The sequence below is a fragment of the Bacillus sp. TH50 genome, from assembly GCF_016650565.1.
In the GTDB taxonomy this organism is placed as follows: Bacteria; Bacillota; Bacilli; order Bacillales; family Bacillaceae_G; genus Bacillus_A; species Bacillus_A mycoides.
Genome location: NZ_JAEKFM010000007.1, coordinates 541,775 through 564,711 on the forward strand (window position 1 = coordinate 541,775; position 22,937 = coordinate 564,711).

At 36.0% G+C, this 22,937-nt stretch carries 22 protein-coding genes and 1 riboswitch; of the genes, 13 read left to right on the forward strand and 9 right to left on the reverse strand.

Going from position 1 to position 22,937, the window contains the following annotated elements:
* Nucleotides 1-51: 51 nt before the first annotated feature.
* From JFU23_RS19905 to JFU23_RS19925, 5 genes are all read left to right on the forward strand, one after another.
* Nucleotides 52-411: a MerR family transcriptional regulator gene (locus tag JFU23_RS19905; RefSeq protein WP_002188427.1), complete on the forward strand. Its 360-nt coding sequence runs from the start codon at nt 52-54 to the stop codon at nt 409-411.
* Nucleotides 412-904: 493 nt separating this feature from the next.
* On the forward strand, nt 905-1,261 hold the full coding sequence (locus tag JFU23_RS19910; RefSeq protein ID WP_002125474.1) for a DMT family transporter: 357 nt from the start codon (nt 905-907) through the stop codon (nt 1,259-1,261).
* A gap of 2 nt (nt 1,262-1,263) precedes the next feature.
* The gene (locus JFU23_RS19915) at nt 1,264-1,578 is read left to right on the forward strand and encodes a DMT family transporter (RefSeq protein WP_000539704.1); all 315 of its coding nucleotides are present in this window, start codon (nt 1,264-1,266) and stop codon (nt 1,576-1,578) included.
* A 138-nt stretch (nt 1,579-1,716) separates the two neighbouring features.
* The gene (locus tag JFU23_RS19920; protein ID WP_098778294.1) at nt 1,717-2,295 is read left to right on the forward strand and encodes a TetR/AcrR family transcriptional regulator; all 579 of its coding nucleotides are present in this window, start codon (nt 1,717-1,719) and stop codon (nt 2,293-2,295) included.
* A gap of 216 nt (nt 2,296-2,511) precedes the next feature.
* The gene (locus JFU23_RS19925; protein WP_201032532.1) at nt 2,512-3,714 is read left to right on the forward strand and encodes an MFS transporter; all 1,203 of its coding nucleotides are present in this window, start codon (nt 2,512-2,514) and stop codon (nt 3,712-3,714) included.
* Between the two features lie 53 nt (nt 3,715-3,767).
* On the opposite strand, the gene JFU23_RS19930 is transcribed toward JFU23_RS19925, so the two are convergent.
* Nucleotides 3,768-4,106, reverse strand: coding sequence for a winged helix-turn-helix transcriptional regulator (locus JFU23_RS19930; protein WP_002166316.1), 339 nt, complete (start codon nt 4,104-4,106; stop codon nt 3,768-3,770).
* 169 nt (nt 4,107-4,275) lie between these two features.
* On the opposite strand from JFU23_RS19930, the gene JFU23_RS19935 reads away from it, so the two are divergent.
* Together JFU23_RS19935 and JFU23_RS19940 are read left to right on the forward strand one after the other, a co-directional pair.
* Complete coding sequence (locus JFU23_RS19935; protein WP_201032533.1) at nt 4,276-4,815, forward strand: ester cyclase; 540 nt, start codon at nt 4,276-4,278, stop codon at nt 4,813-4,815.
* A gap of 19 nt (nt 4,816-4,834) precedes the next feature.
* Nucleotides 4,835-5,380, forward strand: a complete 546-nt coding sequence (locus tag JFU23_RS19940) for an NAD(P)H-dependent oxidoreductase (protein ID WP_201032534.1) — start codon at nt 4,835-4,837, stop codon at nt 5,378-5,380.
* A 146-nt stretch (nt 5,381-5,526) separates the two neighbouring features.
* Here the strand turns inward: JFU23_RS19940 and JFU23_RS19945 are convergent, their stop codons facing one another.
* Nucleotides 5,527-6,045, reverse strand: coding sequence for a general stress protein (locus JFU23_RS19945; RefSeq protein WP_137058413.1), 519 nt, complete (start codon nt 6,043-6,045; stop codon nt 5,527-5,529).
* A 32-nt stretch (nt 6,046-6,077) separates the two neighbouring features.
* Complete coding sequence (locus JFU23_RS19950; protein WP_201032535.1) at nt 6,078-7,817, reverse strand: SgrR family transcriptional regulator; 1,740 nt, start codon at nt 7,815-7,817, stop codon at nt 6,078-6,080.
* 106 nt (nt 7,818-7,923) lie between these two features.
* Between JFU23_RS19950 and JFU23_RS19955 the strand changes: the two genes are divergently transcribed.
* Complete coding sequence (locus tag JFU23_RS19955) at nt 7,924-9,186, forward strand: MDR family MFS transporter (RefSeq protein ID WP_201032536.1); 1,263 nt, start codon at nt 7,924-7,926, stop codon at nt 9,184-9,186.
* 51 nt (nt 9,187-9,237) lie between these two features.
* On the opposite strand, the gene JFU23_RS19960 is transcribed toward JFU23_RS19955, so the two are convergent.
* From JFU23_RS19960 to gapN, 5 genes are all read right to left on the reverse strand, one after another.
* Nucleotides 9,238-9,441, reverse strand: a complete 204-nt coding sequence (locus JFU23_RS19960) for a hypothetical protein (protein ID WP_002010828.1) — start codon at nt 9,439-9,441, stop codon at nt 9,238-9,240.
* A 250-nt stretch (nt 9,442-9,691) separates the two neighbouring features.
* Nucleotides 9,692-10,207 carry a type 1 glutamine amidotransferase domain-containing protein gene (locus tag JFU23_RS19965; protein ID WP_201032537.1) on the reverse strand — a complete coding sequence of 172 codons (516 nt, stop codon included), beginning with the start codon at nt 10,205-10,207 and terminating at the stop codon, nt 9,692-9,694.
* A 281-nt stretch (nt 10,208-10,488) separates the two neighbouring features.
* Nucleotides 10,489-11,688, reverse strand: coding sequence for an ABC transporter permease (locus tag JFU23_RS19970; protein WP_201032538.1), 1,200 nt, complete (start codon nt 11,686-11,688; stop codon nt 10,489-10,491).
* A 60-nt stretch (nt 11,689-11,748) separates the two neighbouring features.
* On the reverse strand, nt 11,749-13,173 hold the full coding sequence (locus tag JFU23_RS19975; protein WP_201032539.1) for an amino acid permease: 1,425 nt from the start codon (nt 13,171-13,173) through the stop codon (nt 11,749-11,751).
* A gap of 147 nt (nt 13,174-13,320) precedes the next feature.
* Nucleotides 13,321-13,502: riboswitch (Lysine riboswitch) on the reverse strand.
* A gap of 177 nt (nt 13,503-13,679) precedes the next feature.
* Nucleotides 13,680-15,119: an NADP-dependent glyceraldehyde-3-phosphate dehydrogenase gene (gapN, locus tag JFU23_RS19980; protein WP_002010835.1), complete on the reverse strand. Its 1,440-nt coding sequence runs from the start codon at nt 15,117-15,119 to the stop codon at nt 13,680-13,682.
* A gap of 783 nt (nt 15,120-15,902) precedes the next feature.
* On the opposite strand from gapN, the gene JFU23_RS19985 reads away from it, so the two are divergent.
* The 5 genes from JFU23_RS19985 (at nt 15,903) to JFU23_RS20005 (ending at nt 22,215) form a co-directional block, all read left to right on the forward strand.
* Entirely contained in the window at nt 15,903-17,669 is a 1,767-nt protein-coding gene (locus tag JFU23_RS19985) for an ABC transporter ATP-binding protein (protein WP_201032540.1), read from the forward strand.
* Nucleotides 17,666-19,666 (forward strand): ABC transporter ATP-binding protein, encoded by a 2,001-nt coding sequence (locus JFU23_RS19990; protein WP_201032541.1) that lies wholly within the window; start codon nt 17,666-17,668, stop codon nt 19,664-19,666. Before JFU23_RS19985 ends, JFU23_RS19990 begins: the two co-directional genes overlap by 4 nt.
* A gap of 303 nt (nt 19,667-19,969) precedes the next feature.
* On the forward strand, nt 19,970-20,767 hold the full coding sequence (locus JFU23_RS19995) for an amino acid ABC transporter substrate-binding protein (protein ID WP_002030008.1): 798 nt from the start codon (nt 19,970-19,972) through the stop codon (nt 20,765-20,767).
* Nucleotides 20,754-21,452: an amino acid ABC transporter permease gene (locus JFU23_RS20000; RefSeq protein WP_033706449.1), complete on the forward strand. Its 699-nt coding sequence runs from the start codon at nt 20,754-20,756 to the stop codon at nt 21,450-21,452. The genes JFU23_RS19995 and JFU23_RS20000 overlap by 14 nt, the downstream gene beginning before the upstream one ends.
* A gap of 28 nt (nt 21,453-21,480) precedes the next feature.
* Nucleotides 21,481-22,215, forward strand: a complete 735-nt coding sequence (locus JFU23_RS20005; RefSeq protein ID WP_002010843.1) for an amino acid ABC transporter ATP-binding protein — start codon at nt 21,481-21,483, stop codon at nt 22,213-22,215.
* Nucleotides 22,216-22,266: 51 nt separating this feature from the next.
* Here the strand turns inward: JFU23_RS20005 and sasP are convergent, their stop codons facing one another.
* Nucleotides 22,267-22,470 (reverse strand): small acid-soluble spore protein, SasP family, encoded by a 204-nt coding sequence (sasP, locus tag JFU23_RS20010; protein ID WP_000013339.1) that lies wholly within the window; start codon nt 22,468-22,470, stop codon nt 22,267-22,269.
* Nucleotides 22,471-22,937: the final 467 nt, after the last annotated feature.

Genomic DNA, 22,937 nt, shown 5'->3' on the forward strand with positions numbered 1-22,937 from the left:
ATAAGGCAGTAAAATATATGAGAGTAAATGGCGTGCGGAGGGAGTATGGTTATGTACACAATTAGCGAGGTAGCTAAATTATTAGGAGTGAGCACACATACATTACGTTATTATGAAAAGGAGAACATATTAATTGCAAATCGCGATGCAAATGGGAATAGATTGTATGAAGAGTCACATATAAAGTGGTTGCAGTTTGTAATGAAATTAAAACAAACACAAATGCCGATAGCGAAAATAAGAGAATATGCTAGATTATATTTAGAAGGGGAGCATACAACCGAAGCTCGTTTACAGCTCTTAGAAGATCATAGGAAATCTATTCAGATTCAAAGAGAAAATTTAGAAGTTACAGAGAAGATGCTCGAAAATAAAATTATTGCATACAAAGACTCGTTGAAAAGTAAATAGCGTACAAAATATTTCGTTCTTTGTTGCATGTTGAAAAGGGAGTACAGGTCTTTGTTTTGGAATTTATCTATGAGTATTTTATTATAATGTGCCGATAAATTAAAAAAGAGCAGTTAGCTAAAAGCAACTGCTCGATTCAAAGGGATCTCCAAGGGGGGAATGGAGAAAATATTATGTTACTACCATTATTGACAGATTATTAAGAAATATACATGTGGATTTAAGAAATTTAAAATATTTTTTGGTTAATAGAATCCGGGTGTTGACACTTTATCAATTGGTCATGTAGAATATTTATGAATGACATTCAGTCATTTTTTTCTGTGAAAGGGTGTAGATAAGCAACTTTTATATGTAGTTAGCTTAATAACGGAACAAATATAAGGATAAATGAGGATGATATTGGTTTTTTAAATAGTAGTTAGCGTGAGATTATATTTTTTAAATTAAAAATGACTGACGGTCAGTCAGTAAATAATAGAAGGTGAGAGATATGAAGAATAAAGCTTGGTTATATGTCATATTAACATGTATCTTTGAAATTTTTTGGGTGTTTGGTTTTAATACAGCTCATACTTGGTGGCATTGGGTCATTATTGTAGGAGTTATCGCTGTTGATTTTTACTTCCTATCGAAAGCGTGCGAACATCTTGCAACAGGGACTGTATATGCTGTGTTTGCCGGAGCTGGTACGGTTGGTACTTTCCTAATGGATGTATTCCTTTTCGGCGGCAGTTTCAGTTTAGGAAAGCTATTCTTTATCGTAATGGTCGTAGCGGGCGTGATCGGTTTAAAATTAGCTGATAATAAAGAAGAAACCGCGGAAGAAATTGTGAAAGGAGCTGCTTAAAAATGGGTTGGATTTTCGTATTTTGTGCTGCAATTAGTGAAATAGTCGGTGTGATAGGCCTTAAAATGTATAGTAAAGATAAGACGTTAACAAATGGAGCGATTTATATAGGTGGATTTGCAACTTCCTTTGCATTCTTATACACATCTTTCTTGTTCTTACAAGTAAGTGTAGCTTATGCGGTTTGGATTGGCATTGGAACAGCAGGAGCTGTTTTATTAAATATGTTTCTGTTTGGTGAATCGAAAAGTAAGGCACGTTTGATTAGTGTAGCTCTTATCGTATGTGGAGTTACGGGATTAAAGGCTCTTTCATAAGAAAAGGATATTAAAGTTAAATCTCCTAACGATTTGTTGGGAGATTTTTATTATGAAAAGTGCACGATGATTGACAGTACAGCTAGTTATTTTATAAAATGAGTGACAGTCATTCAATATGCGTGTGAAAGGGTTTAGATGATGAATAAAAAAGAAAAAATTGTCTATGCAGCTATTGAGGTGTTTCAGGAAAAGGGCGTTGAAAAAACGAAGATTTCTGATATCGTGAAATTGGCTGGCATTGCACAAGGAACTTTCTATTTATATTTTCCTTCTAAGTTATCTGTTATGCCTGCAATAGCAGAAGTGATGGTTGAGAAGATGATACTTGCAGTGAAAGAAAAAGTACAGAACGATGCACCTTTTTCAAGTAAGGTTGAGCAGGTAATAGATGCAGTGTTTAACTTTATAGCCGAATATCGTGAAATACAAGCTTTAATGTATGCGGGTCTTGCATCTACTGAACATATAAAAGAATGGGAAGCTGTGTATGAGCCTCTTTATATGTGGCTAAGTGAATTTTTAAGTGAAGCAAAAGAAGCTGGTGAAATTCGTGATTCGGTTCATGCAGAGAGAACAGCGAAGTTATTTATTGCTCTTGTTGAATCAGCAGCGGAACAAGTTTATTTATATGATCATAAAGATGATGAGCAAGTCGAGCTACAAAAGGCAGAAGTACTAGATTTTTTAACACATGCACTACATATAAAAGAATAGAGAAATTAGATGAACCTATCTTAGAAAGGTAGGTTCATTTCTGCGGAAAACTGAATGATAGTCATTCACTATGTATTTATGTATGTGTGGAAGGATAGAGTGAAATTCTAATGAGTGGGGGCATCTTTACTCAGTATGAGCCCACAAATAGCAGGATAAAGAAAAAGCTTCTTGGGCATTATTTTTGAGAGGAACTACGGGAAGAGGTGTTAAAAATTGAAGAAACCGATAAAAGAACAAAAGATGGTATTGATCATTCTTTTGAGTAATATATTTATCGCTTTTTTAGGGATTGGATTAATCATTCCGGTTATGCCGTCCTTTATGAATGATATGAATTTAACAGGAAAGACGATGGGTTATCTCGTTGCAGTGTTTGCAATGGCGCAGCTTATTACTTCACCTATTACGGGTCGTTGGGTCGACATTTACGGTAGGAAGAAAATGATAATCATTGGATTATTTATTTTTGGTGTTTCAGAGCTTCTTTTTGGATTAGGTACAGATGTGTGGATGCTTTATGCAGCGAGGGTGTTAGGTGGAATTAGTGCTGCATTTATTATGCCGGGTGTTACGGCATATGTTGCGGATATTACATCTATTCAGGAACGTCCAAAGGCGATGGGCTATCTTTCAGCAGCTATCAGCACTGGATTTATTATAGGGCCTGGAATCGGCGGATTTATTGCAGAATACGGTATACGTGTGCCGTTCTTTGTGGCAGCAGTGATTGCCTTTATAGCATGTGTGATTTCCATCTTTATTTTAAAAGAACCGTTAACGAAAGAGCAAATTGCAGAGATTTCTGCTAATACGAAGGAATCAAGCTTTATCGGGGATTTAAAGAAATCATTAAATCCAATGTATGCAATCGCATTTATTATTGTATTTGTACTCGCATTCGGATTATCAGCATATGAAACTGTGTTTAGCCTGTTCTCTGATCATAAATTTGGTTTCACACCGAAAGATATTGCTGCAATTATTACGATTAGCTCCATCTTTGGGGTAGTTGTGCAAGTATTTATGTTTGGCAAATTGGTTGACATGTTCGGTGAGAAAGTATTAATTCAAATATGTTTAATTGTAGGGGCAGTATTAGCATTCGTCTCAACTGTAGTCTTTAATTATTGGATTGTACTTCTCGTTACTTGCTTTATTTTCCTAGCATTTGATTTGCTTCGTCCAGCTTTAACGACGTTTTTATCAAAAGCAGCTGGAAAAGAGCAAGGATTCGTTGCTGGTATGAACTCAACGTATACGAGTTTAGGAAATATCGCAGGACCAGCGATGGGCGGAATATTATTTGATATAAACATTAATTATCCATATGCATTTTCAGGTGTTGTTTTAATCGTTGGTCTCGGCATTACATTTATGTGGAGAGAGAAACAGCTAGCTCAAAGTTTTGCGAAGTAATGTAGTGAATAACGAAAAGCCTCTTACTATTTTTATGGTAAGGGGCTTTTCGTTTATAAACTTAATCCAAACCGCTTTAATTCAATAAATATCCCCTCTAATTGCTTTCCTTTATCCGTTAACGTGTACTCTACGCGAGGTGGAACTTCTGGATATACTTTTCTCGTTATAATCCCTTGTGCTTCCAATTCTTTTAGGCGAAGTGATAATGTTTTCGGACTAATCCCGTCCATTGATTTTTGTAAATCACTAAAGCGTAAAGTTCCTTCTATAAGAAGGTCACGAATGATTAAAAACGTCCATTTTGTACTAATTACGTCAAGCGTTTTAGCGATAGGACAAGGTATACCAGGTAAACCTTTCGTTAATACAACTGGATCTATATTGCTCATGGAAATAGCCTCCATAAAAATTTTTTGAATGAATTTTCCTTATCGTATCACAAAACTATCTTTTTGGTAACTATATGAAAAAAATATCACTACTTCCATAAAGGAAGTTAGTGCATATACAATAGCAATAAGAAAAACAAAGGGTTTGTATGAAGAGGAGGTGATTTCCATGGGTATGAAAAAGCTGTTTATGTTACTTAGTTTTTTTGTCACTTGTATTGTGCTTGTAGCATGTAGTGGTGAGCAAAAAACTGAAATCCAATTATTGAAGGAAATGCCGAAGCCAAAAACAATGACAATCGATCCTTCACTAGGCAAAAAAGAAGCGACAGAAATGGTTTATGCAGCCCAGCGCTTTTATGCATTTTGGGATACAGGTAAAGAGGAACTTATTCCGCAGACGGTTACTGAAAATTTTTTCGATAACACACTGCCGAAAGGTCGACCACAAGGCACTGAAGGATTAAAGCTTGCAGCGCAAAACTTTCGTAAAGTAGTTCCAGACATACATTGTGAAATTGAAGATTTATTAGTCGTTGGTGATAAAGTAACAGCTCGTCTTTCTTTTACAGGAACTCATAATGATAAGAAAATCAATTTTTTTGCAATTGATATTTTACATGTGAAGGATGGAAAGATAACGGAAGATTGGCATTTAGAAGATAATCTTACGCTGAAGCAGCAACTTGGATTAATAGCTGAAGAGTAAAATAAGGGAGAGAAAAGTTATGAAAAATATATTCATTATAAATGGGCATGAAAAATACGGTTCAAAGGAAGGTCGATTAAATAAAACGCTAGCTGATTGCATGATAAGTTTACTAAGTGAAAATCATCATGTGAAAACAACAACGATTCAAGATGGATACAGTATTAAGGAAGAGCAAGAAAAGTTTTTATGGGCTGATGTTGTAATTTATCAAACACCTATTTACTGGTTTAGTGTCCCGGGATTATTTAAAACATATATGGATGAAGTGTATGAATACGGTTTGTTCTTTAAAGGTGCAGATGAATATGGAACAGGGGGTTTATTAAAAGAGAAGCATTATATGTTCTCTACAACTTGGAATGCACCTGAAAAAGCATTCGGAGATAAGACGAAGTTCTTTGAAGGAGAAAGTTTAGAAACAGCGCTTAGTCATTTACATCGTGTGCAGAAGTTTCTTGGTATGAGTCCGTTAAAGAGTTTTGCTTGTTATGATGTGGTGAAAAATCCGGATATTGAGAAATTTTTGATGGACTTGAAGAATCATTTGGCTGAGGTAATTTAATAGTAGTTTGCATCTTTGTGCGTAAAAAGGTTCATCTTTAAACATGTAAGAGAAGGTACTACTAAGGAGGTAGTACCTTCTCTTGCATTCATAAAAATTGCTTAGTTTTTCTTAGCTTAAAGTCTTCATAAGCGGAATTTAACCTTTTATGAAATACGTTGAAAATCTTTACTCATACAGGACTGTTTTAGTTTTTTTGATTTGATTAAATGTTTAATATCAGAGATGTTATCGTATGAAAGCTGAGTATGATAATAGTTAATGTACTCAAGTAATGCAAAAATATAAATAAATAGAGTGAATGATAGCCCACCTAAAGGTAAGTGGGGATACCAAATTGCAAAATCAATAGTAAACGTAATAAATCCCGTGATAAGTAATGCTATATTTATCTTTTTAAGTATTTTTAAATATTGAATCATCCTAATGGGTGTAACAGATGTTTTCTCTTTTTTTAGTCGTTTCCACTTTACGTACCAGTAAAGTGTTCCTTGTAATAAGATAAACTCTAAAAGAAGAAATGAGATCCAAAAAGAATATAAGGAATATAAATGTAACGTAGGATAAGCATAATTAAGTAAGTAACTTGTGAAAATAAAAGTAATGACTGAAAATAACTCACCTGTGTATAGATAGGAAAGCCTTTTTTCTAGGTTGCTTTTCATGGTTCTTCTCCTTTTATAAAAAACTTCACATTTTAATGCGGGGATGGCTGTATCCATAACTTCGCAAAATTCGCCCAACCGAATGAATCAATTGTTACATTTTTTAAAGAAGAAGGGTATGTTTTTCTTTTTAAAACGTGATAGTTAAATAAAATGATGTTTTCAGCTTGTAAAAACTCTTCGATCTCATACATGAGCTTATACCGTTTTTCTTTATTGTCTTCTAATAAAAAGGTATCAAGTAAACAATTAATTTGTTTTGCATAGTGTGGGTCCATGAATCGATTTACGAAGCAACTTTTATTTTTAAATACATTTAAAAATGCAATTTCATGATCAGCAGCAAACACTTCGCCCATAAAAATAATATCGGCATGTTTATCAATAGAACGATCCATATAATCTGAAATGAGAAATGGGTGAAGTTCTACGTGTACTCCTAATTGTTCGCAGCGTTCTTTTAGGAAATGTGCATCATTTGCACTATCTTTAAATGCGAAGAAATAAATATGTATCGTTTCTCCATTATAGGTGCTCTTTTTCAAATAATCTTTCGCTTTTTCTAAAGAGTAGGATCTTCCCTGAGCTTGGCGGCTTCTTTCAGGGAAAAAGCTTGATGCAGCAATTGTTCGTCGCCCCTCTATATTACGAAGTATCGTTTCAACGTCATATAGTTCTCTCCAAGCTTTACGAAAGTAAATGTCGTGGTGGGGACCAGATTTTGTAAAGTTGAAGCTAGCATAAATACAGCCTATTTCTTCTATTTGTATGTCATGTCTTTCATTTTCATTCTCATTTGGTAATTCATAATCAGCATCTATTTGCACATGATCAGGAATACCCCAAAATTCAATACGGTCTAATAACGCGCGCTCTTTAAAATAATGGGTGAACGCTTCGAGTACGATATTATCTTCAGAGTAATGAGCAAGCCTGAAAGGTCCAGTACCTATATAATGATGATTTTGAACGGCTGCATCATGTGGCAAAATTGCTAGTTGCATGGAACTCACATAGTGTAAGAAAAATAAATTTGGTTTTGCTAAATGAAATCGTATTTGCAGTGGTGATGGTGTTTCAATTTGAACAATTTCCTGTGTTAACCATGCGTAAGGAGATTGAGCTTGCTGCAATCTTTCAAATGAAAATTGTACATCTTTAGAAGTTAGAACAGTTTCGTTATGAAAATATATATCTTTTCGTAAATGAAACGTCCACGTAAGCCCGTCTTCGCTTAATTCCCACGTATGTGCAATGTGTGGTTCCATTTTTTCTGTAATATCGTTATAAATGACTAATGTATCAAAAATTTGGTTAATAAGATGACCCTCTGTTGTTACAGCCGTAAAAGCGGGATCTAATGGCAATATCTTTCTTGATATAGGGATCTTCAATATGTCATACATATCATTTGAAGGTTCGTATCCAAAATGATGATGTAGTTTATTTTCTATTTTTTTTTGAATTGCAAGAGGAAGGGGCTCTTTTAAAAGAAGAAAGATATCTTTTAATTTTTCTTGGGCTAACAGTTCATCTGTATAGGATTCAATTGCTTCTACGAAACTATGTACAAATATAATTTCTGTTTTATTTCCGCGACCACGCCCTGGTGTCCACTTAATGAATTGTTCCTCGCTCATTTTCTTTAATAAAATCTTCACGTTTTTCGTACTGCAATATAAAATATCCGCTAATTCTTGTAAGCTATTTCGTATAAGTTGCTGATCTTGTGAATGTAACCTTAAACGAACATAATAGTCCATAATCTTCATATGTATGCACTTCCTTCTATTTAAAAGGGGAAACTCTTTAGAATATTCTAACCTTTTTCTTCCTCTTTTTCAAAGTAAAATGAATAAGCATAAGGAGGGGGAAACAATGGGATTTTGGAGTATGCACCGAAATATAAAAATTAGAATTATAACTTCGTTTTTAACACGCACTGTATCCACAATGATTTTTCCATTTATGGCGATTTATTTTTCAATAAAATTAGGTAGTGCGATTGCTGGTGCTTTATTACTCATCAATGTGCTAGCTGCATTAATTATCGGTTTATATGGTGGGTATGTTGGAGATCGGCTCGGTCGTAAAAAAGTAATGATTATCGGCCAAAGTATACAAGTCGTTTCCATTGCTTGTATGGGAATTGCAAACTCAGATTATGTAGATTCACCGTGGCTAACATTTGTGTTTATGTTAGTGAATAGTTTAGGATCTGGACTTATGAATCCAGCGACGGAAGCGATGTTAATAGATGTGAGTACACCTGAAAATCGAAAAGTGATGTACAGCATTAACTACTGGGCTATTAACTTATCAATTGCGATTGGAGCAATATTTGGCGGATTATTATTTGAGAACTATAGATTACAATTGTTTATCGTATTAACGGCTGTTGCGGTCATTACTTTATATGTGATGGCTGTATATATGGAAGAAGTGTATGTGGCACGAAAAACGGTGGAGAAGAAAAATGTATTAAAAGATATGGCAGATAGTTATAAAGTCGTGATGAAAGATAGAGCGTTTTTAATTTTTTGTGCAGCAAGTATATGTACACTATCGTTAGAGTTTCAAATTAATAATTATTTAGGGATACGTTTACAGAAGGAATTTGAAACGGTGCACTTTTTCTTCGGGAATGGTTTTACATTCGATTTAACAGGTATTCGAATGCTTAGCTGGATATCGGCAGAGAATACAATTTTAGTTGTGTTATGTTCGGCGCTTCTTATTAAAATGCTGAAAAGCTTCAACGATTTGAAAATTTTATATGTAGGTTTATTCATTTACACGATTGGATTTACAATACTCGGAACGAGCAATAGTTTATGGATCTTATTAATCGCAGGGCTTTTCCAAACTGTAGGAGAGATGATGTATGTGCCGGTTCGTCAATCTATAATGGCGGATATGGTGCCAAATGAGGCGAGAGGTTCTTATATGGCGATTAATGGAATGGTCTTTCAATTAGCGAAAATGAACGGTGCATTAGGTGTTATGCTAGGCTCGTTTATTGCATCTTGGGGCATGAGCGCTCTATATTTCATCGCTGGTATGAGCAGTATTTTATTATTTATGAAGGCGATCGGGAAAGAGAAGTATCAGAATGAAGGAAATGTTTCTCAGATTGGATGAAACTATATAAAAGCGAACCAGTTATACTGGGACCCGCTTTTTATATAATTTTTAAAACGGATCAACTTCAGCTAAATCAGGATTGGCGTTAGGGTTTGTTAATAAGGTTTTCAGCTCACCTACTTCTGAGAGAGCGACGAGGATATAACCACTAATAAGGACGATGAGTCCGATGACTCGTAATGTTTGCAATTTAATGTCACGGCTATTTTCTTCTGAGTTGTTTTGGGGCGTTGCAGGCGGATTGTTGTTCATAATAGAGCTCCTATCTTTTTTATTTATATGTGCGAAATCATTATTAACGTATGGATAGGAATTGTATAGTCATTTTCACTATATGAGAAATGCCTATGAAAAGTGATTATAAATTTTAGGACGAGAAAAGAGGCTGTCTCAAAAAATCATTAAAGATGAAGAAATGTTTCATATGGTGTTAATTTTGTTTTTTACAAATAAAAAGGTTAACCAAAGTAGCTATTTAGCTACTTTGGTTAACCTATAATAACTATCCTAATATACGCAATGATTCTTCAATAAACACTGGGATGTCCTCTGGTTGTCTACTTGTTACTAGCTGATTTTGGCATACAACCACTTCTTTATCATGAAAATTTCCACCGGCATTTTTCAAATCGACCGCAATGGATTTATATCCAGTCACATCGCGTCCTTCAAGTGTTTGTGCAGTGATGAGTAATTGGGGGCCGTGACAAATAGCAAAAACAGGTTTTTTCGCATCCATAAATGCTTTGCTAAAGCGAACAAAACGTTCATCTGCACGAAGTATATCTGGGGAAAATCCGCCTGGTATAAAGATGGCATCAAAGTTCTCTGGAGAAACATCATCAATACTTTTATCAATTACGACTTCACTTTTTCCTTGTTTACCGTGTACCGTTTTACCTTTTTCCATTTCAATAGTTGTTAATTCGTATCCCTTTTGATTAAAAGCTTCTACTGGCTCTGTGTATTCTGTGTCCTCGAAATAATCCGTTATTAAAATAGCAATTTTTTTACTCATTGCAATCAGCTCCTTATATTATATAATCGGTTCCAGAATCGTCCTTGAGCAACGCCTTTTATAAAGTGAAACTTTAATTCATATTTTTCATTCCCTCCAGTTCCTTTGCCCTGTTAATTTAATAACTACCCTTTTTATTAGGACGTAAACATGTATTATCGTTTTTGTATGTAAAAATCATAAAATATCGGTTGTTTCAGTGATTCTTGTTTGAGGAAGAAAAATAAAAAAGCCAAGGAGATAATTTATTTTCTCCTTGGCTTTTAAGATAATTCTTTTCGTTAAAACGAAGAAACGCGTTGCTTCGTTTTTGGTACAATAATAAATTTGATCCAGATTAAACCGATAATCATAATGATAAGACTATGTGAAAATTGCCCTGTGGCAATGAGTATAACACTTGAAAATAAAATGAGTTGAATACTTAGCAATATGAAAATTAAGCTAAGAAATTGACTCATTCGTTCTTCAGTATCAATTGGATATAATGCTACAATAATATTTCCTGAAAAATATTTCCACAGAGAACGAAGCTGCATAGAAATCATATATAGGACGATATAAGCGATAGCACCTTTTACATATATATTCGGAATAAAATATAGAGCGAAAGCACCGATCAACCCTAAGCGAATATATATACCGAAATAATCATTACCGCGTAAAAATGCTAGTGTATGTAAATAGAAGAAAGTTGCTCGTTTTTTATGTAATAAAGGTTCAATCCAATTTGTAAGCCATTTTCTTTTATTTACTTGCTTATTCAGTTGCGGAACATCGGTGAAAATGCTAGCAAATTGATAGAAACGAACGTCCATTTTTTCTTCTTGTTCGATTATGTAATCCCACGGTATTCGTTTTGTAGGTTGTTTCTTCGTGTATAGAAGCAGGAAAGCAAGAAGTAAGAGTAGTCCGCCTAACACGATCACATTTGCAGTATAAAACAGCATGTAAATGATCAGGGCGTTACAAGCAATGCGAATGATAAACCATATGCTTTTTTCATAACTATCACGCCACATCCAATGTATGTATATGTTCCAGCCCTTTAGAATCATTAAAATTATAAAGATTGTACATAAGAAAGGTACGGTTAGTTGTAATGATTGCATGGCAAGCGGTACGATAACAAGGAACGTAAATATAAGCGGGAAAAGCTGAATGATGTAATTATATAGAAGAGATTTTTTAAAATAAGATGTTAATTTCTCTTCTAATGCAAGTAAATAGACAGCGTCCGGTTTTTGAATAAATGTGCGAACTTGGCATCTCGTTATAATGAGTGTAAGTACGATCGTGATGAGTAATAAAGATATTCCTTTAGAAGGATCCGTTTTAAGAAACTTAGCGTAATAATATGCACCTACACATGAGACGAAGATGAAGCTATATAGTAAACCGTTAATCATACGTGCAAAGTATGTGATGGCATTTTGAATATGTTGTTGAAAGCGAGAGCTCCATAGTGATTCGATTGACATGTTTTTCACCTCTTTTTTCTATTATATATGTTTTATAAAGTAAAAAACGAGCAAATTGCGTTACGCAACTTGCTCGTTTTTCTTTTCTTTATTTTTTTTCTGATCACGATTCATTAATGGATAGAAGGCAAAGCCAATTCCGAATAAACCAATTCCGAGAAGAAATGTTTTTATATCGGATGCGCCGGTTTTAATAACCCATAGTGCATAGCAAAGTGCGATAACTGCAACTACACCATCCATAATTCTTGCCCGCATTTCATTTTTATATGTTTCACCAGTTGCGACTAGTTTTAACTGGAAGATTGGTGAAACGAGATATGGAATGAGGTAGGCCAGTGTTGATACGGTAATAACGAATGTATAAGCTTCCGCAATTGTTCCTGATAATGTTGAGAATAAGAACACTTGCGACATAATGTTTGTTAATCGTAGTGAATGAATTGGACTTCCTTTTTTATTTGTTTTTGCGAAGAAGGAAGGGAAGAAACCTTCTTTTGCTGCTTGATAAGGTACTTCTGAGCTTAATAAAATCCAGCCTAATATTGAGCCGAATAGGGAAGTAAGAGCAAGTAATGCCATAAGTTTCCCGCCGCCGTGACCCATTGCAGCGTTTAGCACATCTGCTAATGGACGTTCAGAAGCTTGTAATTTATCAACGTGAAGTACACCCATTGTTAAAATTGTAATTCCTAAATAAATTGCAACTGTTATTAGTAAACCGGCAACAGTCGCACGTTTTACCGTTTTGGGAGAAGTAGCTCGGTTTGATAAAAGAACGGCTGATTCAATCCCGATAAATGCCCAAAGTGTTGTAAGAGCAGCTAAGTTTACTTGTGAAAGTAGACCGTGTGATACGCCTTCTTTATCGATCATTGGTGTGTACCATTGTCCAAATTTTGAAGCTTCGAACGCAAATAACGTAACGACGATGAATAGAAGGAATCCAGTTACTTTCGTTGTTGTTGCTAAGAAGTTTAGCTTCCCAGCTCCGCTTACACCGTTTGTTAAAATTAAATGTGTTCCCCAAAGTAAGATGGAACAAATAGTAAATGTAATTAGTTTTCCAACTTCTATATTGAAAGAGCCAATTGAAAATAGTAGTCGTGTATCTTTCATAATTGGGAAGAAGAGCGATAAATATCCCGCGAAAGATGTAATAATGGCAACGTTACTTGCCCAGTTTGCAACCCAATATCCCCATACCATGCTGAAACCAGCCATTTTCTTTCTTTTTGGTGTTGAGAATAAAGCATATGCATGACTTTGTGGTCCTGTCGTTAAATCAGGACGACGAATTGCTAAATTACCGAAAACAAGAGCTAGCATTAAAACACCAAACCCTGTTGTTAACCAAGCTAAAGTGACACCGAGTGGGCTAGCTGTTTGTGCCAACGTACTTGGTACCATGAAAATACCAGCGCCAACCATGTTACCGACAACGAAAGCTGTTAGTACCCAAAAGCCCCATTTTTTTTGTTGCATAGAAAATACCTCCAAAGTTAGTATAACCAAGTCAAGCGAGGAGATATGTATGTCTTCCTATTAGGGAAGAGAAGTTCCAAACAAAACAAAAAAAGCACGTAAACTTGCCGCTACATGCTTTCTATCTTATAAGAAACCCACGACATACCTCTCGATAGCTCTCCACAAACGAAACGTTTGTGACAGTTCTGCACTTATTAAATGCAGACCCAGCAAGCGTGCATGGTGGACACGACTTACTTCGGCAATCATTCCTTTCTCATTTCTTCATCAATGCCACTACATCTCCTGAAATGATACTCTTAATGACTGCAACCTCTACCTCACCGAGATACGAATGAGGATTTATGTATTAAATTAACATGTTTAAGAGTAACAAATGTATTTTTATACGTCAATGGATATAGTAATAATCAGATTATAGAGAAGAATTCGTTATTAGGTTCTGGAGGGTTTTAACTAAAAAGCAGCTGACCTAAATATTAGATCAGCTGCTACATATAAGATTAAACTAAGTTTAATACAGTTACTTTTTGACGAGTCATAGACTCAAGGCTCTTACGAATACCTTGTGCGCCCATACCTGAACCTTTTACACCGATGAATGGGAAGTGGTCAGGGCCGCGCTCTGTGCGTCCGTTAATTTGAACAGAACCAGTGTCGATTTTGTTAGCAATTGCAAATGCTTTGTTAATGTCTTTTGTGAAGACACTTGCTTGCAGACCGAACTCTGATTTGTTAGCAATTTCAATCGCTTGTTCGTCAGAAGAAACACGGATGATTGGAAGAATTGGGCCAAATGGCTCTTCCCAAGCAACTTTCATTTCTTCTGTTACGTTGTCGATTAATGTTGGATAAATTAGGTTGCGCTCACGTTTGTTACCGATAACGATTGTTGCACCTTTTTCAGCAGCATCGTCAATTAAACCTTGAACGAAGTCAGCAGATTTGTCGTCGATTAATGGAACGATTGTGCTGTTTTGTTCTGGAGATCCAACTGATAGTTCAGCTACTTGCTCTTTTAATAAGCCAGCTAGTTCGTCTGCTACATTTTCATGTACAAGTACACGCTTAATAGCTGTACAACGTTGACCTGAGTAAGAGAATGCACCGCTTACGATATGCTTTGCAGCTTCTTGTAAGTCTGCATCTTCACAAACGATACCAGGATCTTTACCACCAAGTTCTAATACAAGTGGAATCATCGCAGCTTTTTTCGCTAAATGTTTACCTGTATTGGTACCACCTGTGAACGATACCATATTTACGCCAGGATGTTCTACTAAGTAGTCACCAATTACAGAACCGCGTCCTGTAGCTACGTTTACAAGACCTTTTGGAAGGCCAGCTTTATGAAGTGCTTCAACCATTTTAACACCGCTAATTGCACCTTGAGTTGCTGGTTTGAAGATAACAGCGTTACCCATAATTAGTGCTGGTGCAAGTTTTGCAGCAGATAAGTTTACTGGGTAGTTAAATGGTGCAATTGCTAATACAACACCAAGTGGTGCGCGCTGAATAATCGCAAGTTTAGATTTAGATCCACCAGGGAAGCTATCACCCATCATGCTTTCACCGTGCATGTGAAGTGCTTCGTCAACTGTGTAACGAATTAAGTCAGCTGTACGAACGACTTCTTTTTGCGCATCTTTATAGCCTTTACCGACTTCTTTCATAATGATATCGGCAATTTCATCTTGCATATTTACGAGCTCATCAGCCCATTTATATAAATATTTTGCGCGATCTTGTAGAGAAGCTTCAGCCCATGATTTTTGAGCTTCTTTTGCAGATGCAATTGCTTCATCTACTTCTCCTTGAGTAATTGCTTGTACTTGCCCAATTACTTCGTGTAAGTATGGAGATGGAATGTCGATTGTTTGACCTGAAGAGCTTTCTCTCCATTCTCCGTTTAAATAAAATTTGTACGTATTGCTAGTTGTCATGATTAGTCCTCCTAAAATAGCAACTTGTAAGAGTGAGTATAAGGTGATTGTAGGTGGTTTGATAATATTTTTCAAATGAAATGTTTGTGAAAGCGATTTCTTACTATTTTTTTATTTTGTATGCCCTTTCTTACAGAAGATTCTCTTATTTCAAACTGAATTATAAGTAGAATGCATCACTTTTATTTTTTGTGATAAAAGATTATTTTATTCTAAAGCGAAAAAAAAAATTGACAGAATACTCAATAAAGTTGTAAGATTATAAATGGAAAATAAATGAAGGGGGTGTGCGTAATGATTGTAATCGTAAATGTAATGGGCTTAGCTCTGTTAAATGGCGGAAAACATTCATATCATTACGCAACCCGTGCGGATATATAGGACCTTTTTGTCTTATGAGAAGCGTATGTTGCGTATATCGTAACGTACGCTTTTATGCATTCTATTGCATATCGTCAAGCGGCGGTATGCTTTTTTTTGTTTATCCCGCTATTTGCGGGCAGTAAGACTCCCGCCTCAAAATTCAGCTGGAGCAAAGAAGTTGGGATGGGAGTCGGGCTGCCCGTAAACGCCCGATTGGTGAAGGCTAATAATCAGTGGGGAATGAACAAAACCCCCACTGATTAAAGTTTCACTTTATTTTCCTTGTTACTATAAAAAATCAGAATTTGGAAGGTGGAAAAATGTGATGAAATTGTATGGCTTACGAAATGTAAATGTGATGGGTTTGGATAGCGGATAAAGAAATGTGAATCAAACGGGAACGAGAAAGGAGAGGTTATATTGTTTTCAGTATTACTAAAGTTAAGCTGGTTTTTTAGAGAGCATTGGAAAAGGTATAGTATTGCAATTGGGGTACTTTTAATTGTAAACGTGATAGAGGTAATTCCACCGAAAGTGTTAGGAATTACAATTGATAATATTAAAACGGGAGCCTTAACGAATGAGGCGATTATGCAATATATTCTTATTTTACTTGGGGTAACGATTGTTGGGTATGTACTTACTTTCATTTGGCAGCACCAACTATTTGGCGGTGCGTTCGTACTTGAGAAAACGATGCGTTCAAAATTTATGGGGCATTTACTTAAGATGACACCGACGTTTTATCAAAAAAATCGTACTGGCGATTTAATGGCGAGAGCGACAAATGATTTAAAAGCAATCTCCATGACAGCTGGTTTTGGTATATTAACGCTCGTTGATTCTAGTCTATATATGCTTACAATCGTTTGTATGATGGGCTTTTCAATTAGTTGGCAGTTAACATTTGCTGCGCTTATACCGCTTCCGATTATGGCATATGCGATGAATAGATACGGAAAGAAGTTGCATGAAAGATTTACAGTCGCGCAAGATGCGTTCGGGGATATGAACGATAAAGTACTTGAATCAATTGCGGGTGTACGCGTTATTCGTGCGTATGTACAGGAGAACGCTGATCAAGAAAGGTTTCATCATTTAGGAGATGACGTATACGAGAAAAATATGAGAGTAGCAAGAATCGATGCATTATTCCAGCCAACTGTAAAAATGCTCGTCGGTCTTAGCTATTTAATTGGTTTAGTTTACGGTGCATATCTCGTATTCCAATCAAAGGTGACACTTGGTGAGCTCGTTTCTTTTAACGTCTATTTAGGGATGATGATTTGGCCGATGTTTGCAATTGGTGAATTGATTAATGTTATGCAAAGAGGAAATGCGTCGCTCGACCGTGTAAATGAAACGTTAGCTTATGAACCGGATGTAAAGAATCCGAAAGATCCAAAGGTTGTACAAGAGCCAGATTACATTCAATTTGATAACGTTACTTTTTCATATCCTTCATCAATTGAAACAAATTTAAAAAATGTTTCGTTCTCATTAAAACAAGGAGAGACACTTGGAGTTGTTGGGAAAACAGGAAGCGGGAAAACGACGCTCGTTCGTCAGCTTCTTCGTCAATATCCACTTGGGGAAGGGGACATTGCGGTTTCTGATGTGAAGCTAGATAAAATTACGAATGATAACGTACTTGGCTGGATTGGGTATGTACCTCAGGAACACATTTTGTTCTCAAAAACAGCGAAGGAAAATATTTTATTCGGAAATAGAGAAGCGACTGAAGAAGAACTTGAAAAAGCGATTGAAATAGCTGCGTTTAAAAAGGATTTAGAGTTTTTACCGGAAGGTTTAGAAACGCTCGTTGGAGAGAAAGGTGTTTCTTTATCAGGTGGGCAAAAGCAAAGGATTTCGATTGCGAGGGCTGTTATTCAAAATCCGGAAATTTTAATTTTGGACGATTCTTTATCAGCTGTTGATGCTCGTACTGAAGCGGCAATTATTGAAAACATACGAACAGAAAGAAGCGGGAAGACGACGATTATAACAACGCATCGTTTGTCAGCAGTGCAGCATGCTGATTGGATTCTCGTTATGGATAACGGTGAGGTTATTGAAGAAGGTTCGCATGAAGCGCTCATTCGAAATGGGGGCTGGTATGCAGAGCAGTTCGAAAGACAACAAGGTGAAAGTGAAAGTGAAAGTACGGATAGTGGGGTGAAAATATGAGTGTTTCAAAACGATTGTTTCAATACGCGATGAAAGTAAAAGGGCCGATTTTTGCAGCGATGGCGATGCTATTTGTTTTCGTTATTGCAGAACTCGCGGGTCCTTTCGTCGCAAAAACGATGATCGATGAGCATATCGTTGGAATAGAGAGACCCTGGTATGAAACAGAAAAGAGTGAGGATGCTGTTTCATATAATGGCGCCTTTTATAAGCGAAGTGATCGCTTTGAACAAGGTGAGCAAAAAGGGAAAGAAGTCCGAGTGATTCAAGTTGGTTTTCAGTACTATTTTGTACCGAATAAAATAACGCTTGAAGGAACTCGTTCTGTTAAGGGTGATGTGCTTACAGTACAAAGTGGTAAGGCAGTGCAAGTGTATAAATCGAAAGCCTTAACGAAAGAAGAAGTATTTGCGTTTTATAAACCAGAAATAAATAGGTTATTACTACTTGGCGGTGGATATTTCGCTTTATTAGTAGTCGTATCATTATTTGCATACGGAAAGCAGTTCTTCTTACAGAAGGCAGCAAACAAAATTATTCAAATTATGAGGGAAGACGTCTTTTCCCATATTCAAACGTTGCCAATTCGTTATTTTGACCATTTACCAGCAGGGAAAATTGTTTCGCGTGTAACGAATGATACAGAAGCGATTCGTGATTTATATGTAACAGTGCTTGCGACATTCGTCTCTAGTATCATCTATATTATCGGGATTTTCGCTGCGCTATTTTTACTTGATGTAAAACTGGCGGCACTATGCTTACTCATCATCCCAATTTTAATCGTTTGGGCGATTATGTATAGAAAGTATGCGTCTGTATACAATCATAAAATGCGTTCGCGTTTATCGGATATTAACGGAACAGTGAATGAATCAATTCAAGGGATGCCAATTATTCAAGCATTTCGTCAAGAACATGAAACGAAGAAGGAATTTGAAGAGTTAAATGGTGATTATTTTAAATATCAAAATAAAATTTTAAATTTAAATGCAGCAACTTCGCATAATTTAGTGTCTGTATTAAGAAACATCGCTTTCACAGGTGTAATTTGGTATTTCGGTGGTGATTCATTAAGTGCTTCTGGCCTCCTTTCTCTAGGGATACTATATGCTTTCGTTGATTATTTAACGAGATTGTTCTCGCCAATTACGAACATGGTGAACCAACTTGCTAACTTAGAGCAATCGCGTGTTGCATCAGAGCGCGTCTTTGAATTGCTAGAGGAAAAGGGAGAGGCAGTAGAAGAAGAACGTATGCCTCGCTTAACCGGAAATGTGAAATTCGATAATGTTTCGTTTTCTTACAATGGAAAAGATGAAGTATTAAAAAATATTTCTTTTGAAGCGAAACAAGGGGAGACAGTGGCACTTGTCGGTCATACTGGATCAGGAAAAAGTTCCATTATGAATGTGCTCTTTCAGTTTTATGAATTTCAAAAAGGGAAGCTTACGATTGATGGTCACGATGTAACAGAGATGCCGAAACAAGCCACACGTGAACATATGGGAATTGTATTGCAAGATCCGTTTTTATTTAGCGGGACAGTGGCATCCAATGTAAGCTTAGAAAATGAAGAAATTTCAAAAGATCGCATCGTAAAGGCGTTACGTGATGTTGGTGCGGAAAGGTTTGCGAACAATATAGATGAAAAAATTACGGAGAAAGGAAGTACACTTTCAACCGGAGAACGTCAGCTTATATCGTTTGCTAGGGCACTTGCTTTTGATCCTGCCATTTTAATTTTAGATGAAGCGACTTCCAGTATTGATACAGAAACAGAAGCGATGATTCAACAAGCGCTAGAAGTTGTGAAAAAAGGACGAACGACGTTTATTATCGCTCATCGTCTTTCAACAATTAAGAGCGCTGATCAAATTATTGTGCTTGATAGAGGAACGATTTTGGAAAAAGGTTCCCATGATGAATTAATGAAAAAGCGCGGGCGTTATTATGATATGTATAAAACGCAAATGGAAGGAAACCAGAGTGCTTAATTTTTAGAAGAACTTGCGATTTTCGCAAGTTCTTTTTTGATCGGATTGTCCGCTTAGAAGTTAGTATATTTCACCGGCTGAAAAACTTATAAATAAGTAGGTATTGTTTTACCTTTTTCTTTATAAATGCTATATTAAAAAATGTTACTTATTTTTTGTATGTAGCGCTATTTTTCCATTTTGTTTGATTATGAAGAAAAAGGTTAAACTAAATAAGAACATTTTCATTGAAAAATTGTTCAAAATTGCATACAATCAATATAGTTTTTAAATTCCTATCAGAATACTTGGAGGACTACTATCATGAAAAAATTATTTTCAGTGCTTGCAGTAACTACATTAGCGATTGGGATTGTAGCGGGCTGCGGTAAAGAAGAGAAAAAAGATACAGCTAATCAAGATGCATTACAGAAGATAAAACAAAGCGGTGAGCTTGTAATTGGTACAGAAGGTACATATCCACCATTTACGTTCCACGATACAAACGATAAATTAACTGGGTTTGACGTTGAATTAGCAGAAGAAGTTGCAAAACGTTTAGGTGTAAAGCCTGTATTTAAAGAAACACAATGGGATAGCTTACTTGCAGGAATAGATGCAAAACGTTTCGACATGGTTGCGAACGAAGTTGGTATTCGTGAAGATCGCCAAAAGAAATATGACTTCTCTAGTCCATATATTTCTTCTTCAGCAGCATTAGTTATTGCGAAAGATAAAGATAAACCTGCTACATTTGCTGACGTAAAAGGATTAAAAGCAGCACAATCTTTAACAAGTAACTACGCAGATATTGCTAAGAAAAATGGTGCGGAAATCACAGGTGTAGAAGGGTTTAGCCAAGCAGCAGAATTATTAAGTTCTGGCCGCGTTGATTTCACAATCAATGATAAATTATCAGTTTTAAACTATTTAGAAACGAAAAAAGATGCAAAAATTAAAATTGTAGATACAGAAAAAGAAGCGTCACAAAGTGGATTCTTATTCCGTAAAGGTAGCGACAAACTTGTACAAGAAGTAAATAAAGCGTTAGAAGATATGAAAAAAGATGGTACGTACGATAAAATAACGAAAAAATGGTTCGGTGAAAATGTATCTAAGTAGCGCATTGATGTCAGATCGATTGTCTACTTGGATAGATATTATGCAGACTTCCTTCGCGCCTATGCTGAAGGAAGCTGTCTTTACGACAATTCCGTTAACGCTTATTACATTTATTATCGGTATTATACTTGCGACGTTAACAGCGCTCGCACGTATTTCAGGTAGTCGTATTTTACAATGGATTGCTCGTATCTATGTATCTATCATTCGCGGAACGCCACTTCTTGTACAGTTATTTATTATTTTCTATGGTCTTCCAACTCTTAATATTGAAGTTGAGCCATATACAGCAGCAGTTATTGGATTTTCATTAAATGTAGGTGCATATGCATCTGAAATTATTCGTGCTTCTATCCTTTCAATCCCGAAAGGACAGTGGGAAGCAGCTTACACAATTGGGATGACATACCCGCAAGCATTAAAACGTGTTATTTTACCACAAGCAACACGCGTATCAATTCCGCCGCTTTCGAATACATTTATTAGTTTAGTGAAGGATACGTCATTAGCGTCGTTAATTTTAGTAACAGAAATGTTCCGAAAAGCGCAGGAAATTGCGGCAATGAACTATGAGTTTTTAATTGTTTATTTTGAAGCAGGTCTAATTTATTGGGTAATTTGCTTCTTATTATCTATCGTGCAACAAATATTAGAAAAACGTTCAGAACGTTATACTCTAAAATAACCCTTTCATAAAAGGAGTTTTTGTTTTTATGATTTCAATTCAACATTTACAAAAAAGTTTCGGAGATAATACCGTATTAAAACATATAGACTTATCAGTTGAGAAGGGCGAAGTGGTTGTTATTATCGGGCCATCTGGATCTGGTAAAACGACATTCTTACGTTGTCTCAACGTGTTAGAAACGCCGAACGCTGGTAACATTCGCATCGGCAATAAAGAGCTCGATTTCTCTCAAAAAGTATCGAAGAAAGATATTGTAAATCTTCGTACGCAAACAGGTATGGTATTCCAACACCATAATCTATTTCCTCATTTAACAGCAATTCACAATGTAATGGAAGGGCTCGTTACAGTGAAAAAGATGGGGAAAGAAGAAGCGAAGAAAAAAGCAAACTATTTCCTTGAAAAAGTTGGTCTTGCGGATAAAGTAGACTTATATCCGTTCCAATTATCAGGTGGACAACAACAGCGCGTTGGAATCGCTCGTGCGCTTGCGATGGAGCCGGAAGTTTTACTATTTGATGAGCCAACGTCAGCACTTGATCCTGAGCTAGTTCAAGAAGTTTTAAAGGTTATGAAAGAACTTGCTAAAGAAGGAATGACGATGGTCATTGTAACGCATGAAATGCGCTTTGCTCATCAAATTGCGAACCGTGTTATTTTCATGGATGGCGGTGTCGTTGTCGAACAAGGTACACCGGAAGATGTATTTACAAATCCAAAAGAAGAACGAACGAAGAAGTTTTTACAAATGTTGCAATAAATTAAGGAAGGTCTCAAGGCATATGCCTTGAGACCTTTTTGCCATATATATTTATTTTTGGAATCCGCCAAGGCTTTGCTCAGCCATTGCAACTAAACGTTTTGTAATTTCTCCACCAACAGAACCGTTAGCGCGAGCCGTAGAATCTGCTCCTAATTGTACACCAAATTCTTGAGCGATTTCGTACTTCATTTGATCGATTGCTGCTGTTGCACCTGGTACTACTAATTGATTTGAAGAATTTTGGTTTGCCATAGGAATATATCCTCCTTAGAGTTATAAAAATTTTTTTGGTTGGACTAGCTGGATTTGAACCAGATTATCGCCCCGTTTGGCGCTAATCCATCGGTAATTAAGTTTGTACTCATAGTATGGATGTTACCTAGAAAGATATACAAAATAATAATTTGTAAATTTTGTAAAAAAATCATCGCTATTTTGTAAATTATGAAATAAGAGTAATCGTTGTATTTTTAAGAAAGAAGGCTAAACTAAGAGCGAAATCATATGCGTTTTTTTCTTTGTATAACCAGCTTGGCTTACTTAACTTATGATTTGTTAAAGTGAGACAAATTCCAGTTTAGTAAAATGAAAATTAAATCGGGAGCAACTACATAGTTCTTTTTTAACCCAGGATGGGGAAGAAAAAGGAACTGACCGCGTCTATGCACGGCTAGATGCTCTCTTCAATCTAAAAAAGAGGCTTTTAAACGAAAATGTAA

Bases quoted from the DNA above. Each gene is read 5' to 3' on its own strand.
- JFU23_RS19940 (WP_201032534.1), top strand. From the start codon at position 4,835: ATGAAAAATATATTCATTATAAATGGGCATGAAAAATACGGTTCAAAG.
- JFU23_RS20000 (WP_033706449.1), top strand. From the start codon at position 20,754: ATGTATCTAAGTAGCGCATTGATGTCAGATCGATTGTCTACTTGGATA.
- JFU23_RS19955 (WP_201032536.1), top strand. From the start codon at position 7,924: ATGGGATTTTGGAGTATGCACCGAAATATAAAAATTAGAATTATAACT.
- JFU23_RS19970 (WP_201032538.1), bottom strand. From the start codon at position 11,688: ATGTCAATCGAATCACTATGGAGCTCTCGCTTTCAACAACATATTCAA.
- JFU23_RS19935 (WP_201032533.1), top strand. From the start codon at position 4,276: ATGGGTATGAAAAAGCTGTTTATGTTACTTAGTTTTTTTGTCACTTGT.
- JFU23_RS19950 (WP_201032535.1), bottom strand. From the start codon at position 7,817: ATGAAGATTATGGACTATTATGTTCGTTTAAGGTTACATTCACAAGAT.
- gapN (WP_002010835.1), bottom strand. From the start codon at position 15,119: ATGACAACTAGCAATACGTACAAATTTTATTTAAACGGAGAATGGAGA.
- JFU23_RS19975 (WP_201032539.1), bottom strand. From the start codon at position 13,173: ATGCAACAAAAAAAATGGGGCTTTTGGGTACTAACAGCTTTCGTTGTC.
- JFU23_RS19960 (WP_002010828.1), bottom strand. From the start codon at position 9,441: ATGAACAACAATCCGCCTGCAACGCCCCAAAACAACTCAGAAGAAAAT.
- JFU23_RS19915 (WP_000539704.1), top strand. From the start codon at position 1,264: ATGGGTTGGATTTTCGTATTTTGTGCTGCAATTAGTGAAATAGTCGGT.
- JFU23_RS19945 (WP_137058413.1), bottom strand. From the start codon at position 6,045: ATGAAAAGCAACCTAGAAAAAAGGCTTTCCTATCTATACACAGGTGAG.
- JFU23_RS19965 (WP_201032537.1), bottom strand. From the start codon at position 10,207: ATGAGTAAAAAAATTGCTATTTTAATAACGGATTATTTCGAGGACACA.
- JFU23_RS19990 (WP_201032541.1), top strand. From the start codon at position 17,666: ATGAGTGTTTCAAAACGATTGTTTCAATACGCGATGAAAGTAAAAGGG.
- JFU23_RS19905 (WP_002188427.1), top strand. From the start codon at position 52: ATGTACACAATTAGCGAGGTAGCTAAATTATTAGGAGTGAGCACACAT.
- JFU23_RS19920 (WP_098778294.1), top strand. From the start codon at position 1,717: ATGATGAATAAAAAAGAAAAAATTGTCTATGCAGCTATTGAGGTGTTT.
- sasP (WP_000013339.1), bottom strand. From the start codon at position 22,470: ATGGCAAACCAAAATTCTTCAAATCAATTAGTAGTACCAGGTGCAACA.
- JFU23_RS19910 (WP_002125474.1), top strand. From the start codon at position 905: ATGAAGAATAAAGCTTGGTTATATGTCATATTAACATGTATCTTTGAA.
- JFU23_RS19930 (WP_002166316.1), bottom strand. From the start codon at position 4,106: ATGAGCAATATAGATCCAGTTGTATTAACGAAAGGTTTACCTGGTATA.
- JFU23_RS19995 (WP_002030008.1), top strand. From the start codon at position 19,970: ATGAAAAAATTATTTTCAGTGCTTGCAGTAACTACATTAGCGATTGGG.
- JFU23_RS20005 (WP_002010843.1), top strand. From the start codon at position 21,481: ATGATTTCAATTCAACATTTACAAAAAAGTTTCGGAGATAATACCGTA.